At 65.0% G+C, this 9,276-nt stretch carries 9 protein-coding genes; 6 read left to right on the forward strand and 3 right to left on the reverse strand.

Annotation, left to right across the window (positions count from 1 at the left end):
* Nucleotides 1-18: 18 nt before the first annotated feature.
* Nucleotides 19-1,224 (reverse strand): amidohydrolase family protein, encoded by a 1,206-nt coding sequence (locus AC5ZFO_RS06930; RefSeq protein WP_496121846.1) that lies wholly within the window; start codon nt 1,222-1,224, stop codon nt 19-21.
* Nucleotides 1,225-1,297: 73 nt separating this feature from the next.
* Entirely contained in the window at nt 1,298-2,551 is a 1,254-nt protein-coding gene (locus AC5ZFO_RS06935; RefSeq protein ID WP_282518183.1) for an amidohydrolase family protein, read from the reverse strand.
* 143 nt (nt 2,552-2,694) lie between these two features.
* Between AC5ZFO_RS06935 and AC5ZFO_RS06940 the strand changes: the two genes are divergently transcribed.
* The gene (locus AC5ZFO_RS06940) at nt 2,695-3,114 is read left to right on the forward strand and encodes a nuclear transport factor 2-like protein (protein ID WP_282518182.1); all 420 of its coding nucleotides are present in this window, start codon (nt 2,695-2,697) and stop codon (nt 3,112-3,114) included.
* A 127-nt stretch (nt 3,115-3,241) separates the two neighbouring features.
* Nucleotides 3,242-4,150, forward strand: coding sequence for an amino acid ABC transporter substrate-binding protein (locus AC5ZFO_RS06945; RefSeq protein ID WP_282518181.1), 909 nt, complete (start codon nt 3,242-3,244; stop codon nt 4,148-4,150).
* Between the two features lie 10 nt (nt 4,151-4,160).
* Here the strand turns inward: AC5ZFO_RS06945 and AC5ZFO_RS06950 are convergent, their stop codons facing one another.
* Nucleotides 4,161-5,387, reverse strand: coding sequence for an MFS transporter (locus tag AC5ZFO_RS06950; RefSeq protein WP_282518180.1), 1,227 nt, complete (start codon nt 5,385-5,387; stop codon nt 4,161-4,163).
* A gap of 92 nt (nt 5,388-5,479) precedes the next feature.
* On the opposite strand from AC5ZFO_RS06950, the gene AC5ZFO_RS06955 reads away from it, so the two are divergent.
* From AC5ZFO_RS06955 to AC5ZFO_RS06970, 4 genes are read left to right on the forward strand one after another with little or no spacing between them, the layout of a single operon-like run.
* A complete protein-coding gene (locus tag AC5ZFO_RS06955; protein WP_282518179.1) occupies nt 5,480-5,953 on the forward strand; it encodes a MarR family winged helix-turn-helix transcriptional regulator in 474 nt (157 codons plus the stop codon).
* A 1-nt stretch (nt 5,954) separates the two neighbouring features.
* Nucleotides 5,955-8,006, forward strand: coding sequence for an FUSC family protein (locus AC5ZFO_RS06960; RefSeq protein ID WP_282518178.1), 2,052 nt, complete (start codon nt 5,955-5,957; stop codon nt 8,004-8,006).
* Entirely contained in the window at nt 8,003-8,209 is a 207-nt protein-coding gene (locus AC5ZFO_RS06965; RefSeq protein WP_282518177.1) for a DUF1656 domain-containing protein, read from the forward strand. The genes AC5ZFO_RS06960 and AC5ZFO_RS06965 overlap by 4 nt, the downstream gene beginning before the upstream one ends.
* Entirely contained in the window at nt 8,206-9,072 is an 867-nt protein-coding gene (locus AC5ZFO_RS06970; RefSeq protein ID WP_063983918.1) for an efflux RND transporter periplasmic adaptor subunit, read from the forward strand. The genes AC5ZFO_RS06965 and AC5ZFO_RS06970 overlap by 4 nt, the downstream gene beginning before the upstream one ends.
* Nucleotides 9,073-9,276: the final 204 nt, after the last annotated feature.

Below are 9,276 nucleotides of genomic sequence, written 5' to 3' on the forward strand. Positions count from 1 at the left end.
ACGGAAAAGATCCGATCATTAGCCGCGCTTCCCGACAATCTTACCGTCGGATGCGACGAGCTTGCCTTCCTTGTACACGGAGCGCCCTTGCGGCACTCCGACAACGGCTTCAGGAACATGCTCGGCATTCAGTGTCACCAAATCGGCCTTGGCGCCGACACGCAGGCCATAGCTTTCGAGCCGCAGCGCTTTTGCGCCTGTTACGGTGACGATATCGAAAGCGACGCGCAGTTCCTCGTCGATGTTGAAGCCCGAGCGATAGCCGAGCGTCGTGGCCCGGCGCAGCATGTCGCCGTCGCCATAGGGCCACCAGGAATCGCGGATGTTGTCGTTGCCGCTGAAGACGGTGACGCCTGCATTGCGCAGGGCCAGGATCGGCGGGAAGGGCCGGGCGCCCGGCGCATTGGTCATGATCGCGACGCCGGAGCGGGCGAGGATGTCGGCGATCTTCTTGAGCTGATCCATGGAGATATCGCCGAGCCCGTAAGCATGGCTGACGGCAACGCGTCCCTCCATGCCGAGCGCGCGCGTGCGCGCTGCGATCTGCTCGATCTCGAACGCGCCCAGTGTGCCCATGTCGTGCAGATGGATGTCGACGTCGACGCCGTGCTTGCCGGCCACGCCGAACACGACGTCGAGATGCTTCTCGATGTCGCGATCGAAGCTTGCGGGATCGAGCCCGCCGACGAGATCGGCGCCGATCCCGATGGCCTCGTCCAGCAATTGCGGCGTGCCCGGGCTCATCAGGATGCCGCTCTGGGGGAAGGCGACGAGCTGGATGTCGATCAGGCCCTTGTATTCCTCGCGCACGCGCAAAATCGTCTCGAGCGATTTCAGGCCGACGGAGCCGTCGACCATGACGTGGCTGCGCATCTGCGTGGTGCCGTGGCCGATGCAGAGGTCGAGCTGGTTGCGTGCGCGCACATCCATCGGCGCTGATACGGCCATGTTCTGGGCCTGGAAGGCCACACGCTCATGCACGTCGAACCCGTTGGTGCATGGCCTGTGCGGACGCCAGGCGTCGCCATAGAAGCTGGTGTCGAGATGGATGTGGCCTTCGACGAAGCCGGGAAGGACGAGGACGTTGCCGAGGTCGATGGTCTCGTTCGCGGCGGGACGCTCATCGAGGGGCGTGATCGCGGCGATGCGGCCGTCCGCGACGGCGATGTGATGCCGGGCTCCGCCGTCGAAGCGAGCGTTCAGGAAGATCGTGTCGAAGGCCATCCGGTTGCTCCGTTGGTCGATTGTGATGATCATCGCGCAAGCTGCGGGCAGGGCGCAAGGCGCGGAAAGTCGGTCAGCCAGGTCCGAACAAAGTGGCCCGCGGCCGCTCGAACGTCTGCCGGCCAGCCTTGAAGCCCATCACGATGTCCGGCAGCTCGGCGATGGCGAAGCGGCTGTCCTGGGTATCGAGCACGACGAGATCGGCGGGGTTGCCGATCTTGATGCCGTAATCGCCAAGGTTCATCAGCCGCGCCGGCAGCTCGGTCACGAGATCGAGGCAGGTATCGAAGTCGCTGACCGAGGCGTGCGCGACGTTGGCATAGAAATTTGCCATCCGCAGCAGCGAGGCGTCGCCAAACGGCGTGAACGGGTTGAGCACGTTGTTGGTGGCGACCGAGCACAGCACGCCGTCGCCGGTGAGCTTGTGGGCAAGCGTCAGCCCGCGCGGCACGTTGTGGGTGGCTTCGCGGCCCATCAGATAGAGATCGGTCGCGGGCAGCACGGTGACGGCAACGCCTGATTTTGCCAGCTGCGCGGTGGCCGCCTTCATCCGCTCCGGCGGCAGCGCTGAGAGTTTTGTGGCATGACCGATGGCGACGCGCCCCCCGTAGTTGCGCCGCTCGGTCTGCCGGCAGACCTCGTCGAGGTGCCACCAGGAGGGATCGAGGTCGAAATCGAGATGGAGATCGATGTCGACGTCGAATTCCTGCGCGAGATCGAAGATGCGCTCGAGGTGCGCGTTCGGGTCGGTGTCCATGTAGGGACAGCCGCCGATCGCTTCGCCGCCGTCGCGCAGCGCCTGCACCAGCAGCTCTTCGCTGCCGGGGTCGTTGGTCAGGCCTTCCTGCGGGAAGACACAGAGCGACAGGTCGAGGGCCCAGGCATAGTCGCGCTTCAGCGCCTTGACCGCCTCGAAACCGCGCAAGGCGATGCGCGGGTCGATCTCGACATGGGTGCGCATGCGCGTCGTGCCGTGCACGATCGCGCGTTCGAGCACTCTTGCGCCGCGTGCGTAGACGTCCTCGACGGTGAAGTCCTTCTTCATCCCGGCCACGGCGCGGATCGCGTCCGAGACGCTGCCGTGATTGTGCCCGCAGCGGCCGAGCAGGCAGGCCTTGTCGAGATGGATGTGGCTGTCGACGAACCCGGGCAGGGCGAGGCGTCCGCCGACATCGACCTCGACGGTCTCGCAGGCAAGCTTTTCACTCGTTAGCTTGGGCTCGATCGCGGCGATGCGGCCGCCCTTCACGCCGATATCGACGGGTGCGGCGGATGACCGCAACAGCGTGTCGCGGAAGATCAGGTCGAAGGCGGGTTGGGCGGTCATGCAATGAATCTTCGGGCTGGACTTATAAACGTCGGCGAGGCTTCGGGGCGGCGGCAATGTAGCGGGGGATCTGATCGAAATATATGCGTGCTTTCTCCGATCTGGACGGTAGTATTTCGCGAATTTGTCCGGGAGATGCCGCCATGTCCGTAGCCGTGAAAAGCCAGAACGCGCCGTCGTCGGACGCCGAGATCGTGGAAGCCTATCTCACGGCCTCTATGATTCCCGATCCCGATGCCGCGGCGGCCTATATGAAGCCGGGCACGGTGATCACCTTTACCGGCGGGCGCGAGTTCGACCACCCGCGCGGGCCGACCGGCTTCAACGCCAAGCGCTATCGCTGGGTCAAGAAGAAGATGGATCGCTTCGATGTTTGCCCCGGCGTGGACGAGACCGTCGTCTACAGCGTGGGCACGCTCTATGGCGAGTGGATGGACGGCACGCCGTTCGAGGGCAACCGCTACGTCGACCGCTTCGTCGTCCGGAGCGGGCAGATCGTCAAGATGGACGTCTGGAACGACAGCGCCGAGCGCATCCTGGTGCAGCGGGGCATCGACGCGTAGGGGCTGGCACATCGAAAGCTGCGATAGCTGATAGACGCAAGCTGCTCTGGCGGCTGGCAGGCGTCTGCGCTATTACCCCTGCGACTGCGCCCGGCACGGAGGCGCAAGCCCCCTTGAGGAGCCCCCGATGCGTCTTCCCACAATTATCCTGGCCGTCACATGTCTTGCGGGCGCAGCTTCAGCCGAGGATCTGTCGGGCACGCTCCAGAAGGTCAAGGAGACCAAGAAGATCACGCTGGGCTATCAGGAGGCCTCGGTCCCCTTCAGCTATCTCGACGGCAACCAGAAGCCGATCGGCTTCGCGATGGATATCTGCCTCAGAATCGTGGATGCCGTGAAGAAGCAGCTCGGCATGCCCGACATCGCCGTCGACACCCTCGCCGTGACGTCGTCGAACCGGATTCCGCTGATGGTCAACGGCACCCTCGATCTGCACTGCTCGGCGACAACCAACAACGCCGACCGCCAGAAACAGGTCGCCTTCACCAACACGCATTTCCTCAGCGCGACCCGGTTTGCAGCCAAGAAAGCCGCGAAGATCAACACCATCGACGATCTCAAGGGCAAGGCCGTCACGGCGGTGGCAGGCTCGGTCAATCTGAATCAGCTTGCCAAGGTCAACACCGAGCGAAACCTTGGCATCAGAATAATGCCGGCCGTGGATCAGGCCGAAGCGTTCCTGCTGCTGGAAACCGACCGCGCCCAGGCTTACGCGCTCGACGACGTCCAGCTCGCGGTCGCGATTGCGCGCTCGAAGGAACCGGCGCTGTTCATGATCAGCGAGGAGACGTTCGCGAAGGCCGAGCCCTTCGGGATCATGCTGCGGCGGGAGGATGCGGCGTTCAAGGCGCTGGCCGACCGCGCCACCGCGGAGCTTTACGCGAGCCCGGAGATCGAGGTTCTCTACAAGCGCTGGCTGGAATCGCCAACGCCGCCGAACGGCATCAATTACAACGTTCCGATGTCGGCAGCCCTGCGCCAGGCCTTCAAGAAGCCGAGCTCGAGCGCCGATCCGGACGTGTACCTGGTGAAGTGAGGCGAGGGCGCTAGCGCGTCCGCGGCGTATCGAGCAGTTGGCCGGCCAGCGCGGTGCCGACCACAGCGATCGCAGCCATTATCAGCGCCCACGGGACGAACAGCCGATGACCGATCAGCGCGCCGCTCAGGAGCGGTGCGCTGATATTTGCGCCCGACATCAGGGACTGGTTGAGGCCCATGATCATGCCCTGGCGGTTGATCGCGGTCGAGCGCGACAGCTCGGCCGTCAACGTGCTTCGCGCGAACATGGTGCCGACGATGATCAGCGACAGGTTGACCGCGAGCAGGCCGACATTGTCGCCGGCTGCGAGCCCGGCAAAGCCGAGGCCCATGCAGGCGAAGGCCGTCATCACGATGCTGCGGTCGGAGGCGATCAGGCTGACGCGCGTGATCAGGAAGCCCTGAACCACCATGTTGATGAAGCCGGCATAGGCGAACATCCAGCCGAGCTCGCGCGCGCCGAAGGGATGTCCGTCCCAGGAGAACCGCGCCGACAGGAACAGGCCGATCTGCGACAGGAACATCGAGTTGACGAAGAAGAACACGATGAGCAGGCCGAGCAGCCGCCAGGCATAGCGCATGTCGAGCAGGCTGCGGGTCAGCGTCGGCTCGGGCACACGATGCTGGTAGAGCGGCTCGGACGCCGGGTGATCAGGCGGGAGCAGGGCGATCGTCGCAACGATGCTGATCAGCGAGAGCGCGGCCGCGGCCCACACCGGCGCGGTCGGGCCGTAGTGCACGAGGAAGCTCGAGAGAGCAGGGCCGAGCAGCAGCCCGGTTCCGATCGCACCGCTGGTCATGCCGAGTGCCTGCTTGCGCGTTGCCGGCGCGCTGTGCTCGGCGGCATAGGCGTGAGCGACCGAGATGTTGCCTGAGGTCAGGCCGTCGATGATGCGCGCCAGGAACACCAGCGTCAGGTTGCCCGCTAACGCGAGCAGGATGAAGCCGATGAAAGTGCCGATCTGGCTGACGACCAGAACCTTCCGCCGGCCGTACCGATCCGAGAGCATGCCGACCACGGGGCCGGCGACGAGCTGGCAGACGGCATAGGTCGAGATCAGTGCGCCGAGCAGGAACGGCGTTGCGCCGAGCCGCTGCGAGTAGAACGGCAATAGCGGCAGGATGATTCCCATGCCCGTCGCGTCCACGGCGACGACCACGAAGGTCGGGACCAGCGTCAGCGCGCTCTCGCCCGCTATCGTCTCCCTTGCCTCGGTCGCGGAACCCGGTCCCATCCAGCGCTGTCCTCGTTCGCATTTGCGTGATCGATTGGGATACCCCGGATTATATAGTTGCAGGCTAATAGTTCGTGTCCTATCTAATTTGCATGGCTCCCTCGCAGGCTCATATCCACGGCGAGATCGGTCGGCTGATCGCCCGCCTGGCCCGCATCTGGCGCCGCGAGTCGGATCAGGCACTGTCCGATCACGGCCTGTCCTATGCGACCGCGATTCCGCTGCTGGTGCTGTCGCGTCAGGGCGAGAACGTCCGCCAGGGCGTGCTCGCCGACGAGCTCGGCATCGAGGGGCCGTCGCTGGTCCGGTTGATCGATCTGCTCGAGGCCGAGGGGCTGGTTGAACGTCGCGAGGATCGGAGCGACCGCCGTGCCAAAACGCTACATCTGACCAAAGCGGGCGGGGCGAAGGTCGAAGAGACCAACCGGGTGCTGCGGCGGGTACGGGCGAGCCTGCTCAAGGATATCGGCGCGGACGAACTTGCGATAACCTTCGAAACTCTTCAGCGCATCGAACAGCGGGCCAGTCGCCTGCAGGACACCAAGCCCGGTCCAGAGACGAAATAGCATGCGCGCAGACGAGCCGTTCCTGGTCCGCCACGCGGACGTCATTTTTGCGTTGAAGACGTTTGCCGCGTCGATGCTGGCGCTCGTCGTCGCATTCGCCATGGACCTGCCGCGGCCCTATTGGGCGATGGCGACCGTCTACATCACCTCGCAGCCGCTGGCGGGCGCGACCAGCTCAAAAGCGTTCTTCCGCGTCATGGGCACGCTGGTCGGCGCCACCATGACGGTGGTGCTGGTGCCGAACCTGATCGATGCGCCGGAACTGCTTTGCCTCGCGATCGCGCTCTGGGTCGGGCTCTGCCTCTATCTGTCGCTGCTGGATGGCACGCCGCGCAGCTACGTCTTCATGCTGGCGGGATACACGGTCGCGTTGATCGGGTTTCCCTCGGTCTCGGAGCCCGGCGCCATCTTCGATACCGCCATTGCGCGGGTGGAGGAGATTTCCCTCGGCATCATCTGCGCGAGCCTCGTCTCCACCATCGTCTTTCCCCGCAGCGTCGCGCCAGCCGTTGCCAATCGCGTCGACGCCTGGCTGTCGGATGCGCAGCGCCTGAGCCAGGCGGTGCTGCTTCGTCAGGGAACGAGTGAAACGCGCCGCGGCAAGCGACTCAAGCTTGCGACCGACATCGTCGAGATCGACACGCTTTCCACCCATCTTGCGTATGACCGGCTGACCGATCGCAATGTGGTGACCGGCCTCGGCGAGATCCGGCTGCGCATGCTGATGCTGTTGCCGGTGATCGCCTCGTTGGAGGATCGGCTGGCAGCGCTGGGGGAGGAGGCGCTGCGTCGGCAGCCCGAGCTGAAGCGGCTGCTGGAGGATCTTGCGCAATGGATTGGCAGCGATGTCGGCGCGCGGCAACCGGCCGAGCCGATCCGCGCCGCGATCACAGAGCGACAGGCGGTGCTCGATGACAGCGCCTCATGGGAGCGGATCATCACCACGAGCCTGCTGTTGCGGCTGCGCGAGCTGGTCGACCTCTCGCGCGACTGCCGCGCGCTCAGCGAGGCCATCGCCGAGAGCCGCAATGTTTCGACGCTCGATCTGGCCTTCCATTCCGAGGCCGGCGCCGCGCCGGTGCGCCATCGCGACCGCGGCCTTGCCTTGTGGTCGGCGGCCGGCGCGGCCACCGCCATCCTGATCTGCTGCGCGTTCTGGATCGGGACCGGCTGGCCCGACGGCGCGTCGGCGCCGATGATGGCGGCGGTCGCGTGCTCCTTCTTTGCCGCGCAGGACGAGCCCGCACGTTTCATCCGCAGTTTCGGCCTGTGGTCGCTGGTCGCCATCGTGGTCGTCGCGATCTATCTGTTCGCGCTGGTGCCCGCGATCTCCCATATCGAGGTTCTGATCGTCGCGCTGGCGCCGACCTTCCTGCTCTACGGCTTCCTGATCGGACGGCCGGCAACGGCGGGAACAGGCATGGCGCTCGCGGCCAACACCGCAACGCTATTGGCGCTGCAATCGACCTACAGCGCGGAATTCGCATCCTATGCCAATTCCGCGGTCGCCTTCTTCGTCGGCGTCGTCATCGCCGAGCTCGTGACGCGGATCGCGCGCGGCGTGGGCGCGGAGTGGATCGCCCATCGCCTGGTGCTGTCGAGCTGGAAGACGCTCGCGGTCGCTGCCGAGCGCCGCGGCAAACATGATCGGGCAGAGTTTGCAGGCCTCATGCTGCACCGTCTGGGCCTTCTGGTGCAGCGGATCGCCTTCCTCTCCGAGAGCGATCGCCGCGATGCCGACAGCCTCGTGCAGCTTCGAATCGGGATCAATATCATCGACCTGCGCCGCGCCCGTTATGGGCTTGCCGCAACCACGATTGCCGTCATCGACGACATGCTTGATCAGCTCGCCATCGCTTGCCGCAGCTATGCCGGTGGGGGAATGCCGACCGAGCTGTTGACCAGCGTCGATCGGGCGCTGGCCAAGGCGGTGGCGGATTCCAATGACAGCGCGCGCGAAGACGCCCTGATCGGCCTCGTCGGCATCAGGCGCGGCCTGTTTCCGGACGCACCGGCCTATCGACCGCGTGCAGGCAAGAGTGTTGCGGCATGAGGTACCAGATCGACATCTATGGCGTGCTCGTGCCGGCGTTGCTGGCGTGGATCATCGTCGCCTACGTCCTGAGCGCGATCCTGCGCCGGCTCATGCAGCGCTTCGACCTCTACCGGCTGGTCTGGCACCGTGCGCTGTTCGATTTCGCGATTTTCGTCTGTCTTCTCGGCGGCGTCGTCTATCTCTCGGAGTTTTTGCCATGAAGGGGAATTTCGCCTGGTTTGGCCGCCTTGCGCTGACCGTTCTCGCCGTCGTCGCCGCGCTCGCGGTCGGCCGTGAGCTTTGGGTCTATTACATGGAGCAGCCCTGGACCCGCGACGGCCGCGTCCGTGCCGACGTGGTTCAGGTCGCGCCTGACGTCTCCGGGTTCGTCACGGAGGTACTGGTCAAGGACAACCAGAAAGTCCATCGCGGCGATGTGCTGTTCCGGATTGATCGCGAACGTTTCGCGCTGGCCTTGCGGCAAGCCGATGCATCGGTGGCGGGTCATCAGGCCACGCTCGACCAGGCCAATTCCGATTTGAAGCGCTACAGCGCGCTGACGACCGATGCGGTATCGCAGCAGAAGCAGGAGCAGGTGTTGGCGACCCAGCTCCAGGCCAAGGCGGCGTTCGATCAGGCCGTCGCCGACCGCGCGGTCGCCCAGCTCAACCTCGATCGCAGCGAGGTCCACGCCTCCGTGAACGGTGTCATCACCAACATGGATCTGCGTCCCGGCGCCTACGTCACGGCTGGCAAGGGCGTGATGGCGCTGGTCGACACCGACACGTTGCATGTGGAGGGCTATTTCGAAGAGACAAAGCTCGCGCGCATCCGCACCGGCGACAAGGTGCGGGTTCGCCTGATGGGCGAGACGGTCACGCTGTCGGGCCATGTCGAGAGCATCGCCGCCGGCATCGAGGACCGCGACCGCGCCGAGGGCGCGAACCTGCTTGCCAATGTCAACCCGACCTTCAGCTGGGTGCGGCTCGCCCAGCGCGTCCCCGTGCGCATCGCGCTGGACAATGTCCCCGACACCATATCGCTCGTCGCCGGCCGCTCTGCGACGGTAGAGGTATTGGACTAACGCAACGAGCCCATGGATCGCGCCTGGCTTGGGGAAAACCGCCAACAGGCGTTTCAATGCCAGATCGCAGGGCTAATCCTGACTCGCTTGTGTGAGTCGGGGGACTTATGGGCGTTTGGTTTTTAGTCCTGGCAGCCTGCGTCGTAGGCGCGTTGCTCCTTTTGGCATTCTGCCGATAGAGCCGACAGCGGACGCAAATGTTGC

The organism is Bradyrhizobium sp. Unk1 (genome assembly GCF_059512345.1).

Bases quoted from the DNA above. Each gene is read 5' to 3' on its own strand.
- AC5ZFO_RS06930 (WP_496121846.1), bottom strand. From the start codon at position 1,224: ATGGCCTTCGACACGATCTTCCTGAACGCTCGCTTCGACGGCGGAGCC.
- AC5ZFO_RS06935 (WP_282518183.1), bottom strand. From the start codon at position 2,551: ATGACCGCCCAACCCGCCTTCGACCTGATCTTCCGCGACACGCTGTTG.
- AC5ZFO_RS06940 (WP_282518182.1), top strand. From the start codon at position 2,695: ATGTCCGTAGCCGTGAAAAGCCAGAACGCGCCGTCGTCGGACGCCGAG.
- AC5ZFO_RS06945 (WP_282518181.1), top strand. From the start codon at position 3,242: ATGCGTCTTCCCACAATTATCCTGGCCGTCACATGTCTTGCGGGCGCA.
- AC5ZFO_RS06950 (WP_282518180.1), bottom strand. From the start codon at position 5,387: ATGGGACCGGGTTCCGCGACCGAGGCAAGGGAGACGATAGCGGGCGAG.
- AC5ZFO_RS06955 (WP_282518179.1), top strand. From the start codon at position 5,480: ATGGCTCCCTCGCAGGCTCATATCCACGGCGAGATCGGTCGGCTGATC.
- AC5ZFO_RS06960 (WP_282518178.1), top strand. From the start codon at position 5,955: ATGCGCGCAGACGAGCCGTTCCTGGTCCGCCACGCGGACGTCATTTTT.
- AC5ZFO_RS06965 (WP_282518177.1), top strand. From the start codon at position 8,003: ATGAGGTACCAGATCGACATCTATGGCGTGCTCGTGCCGGCGTTGCTG.
- AC5ZFO_RS06970 (WP_063983918.1), top strand. From the start codon at position 8,206: ATGAAGGGGAATTTCGCCTGGTTTGGCCGCCTTGCGCTGACCGTTCTC.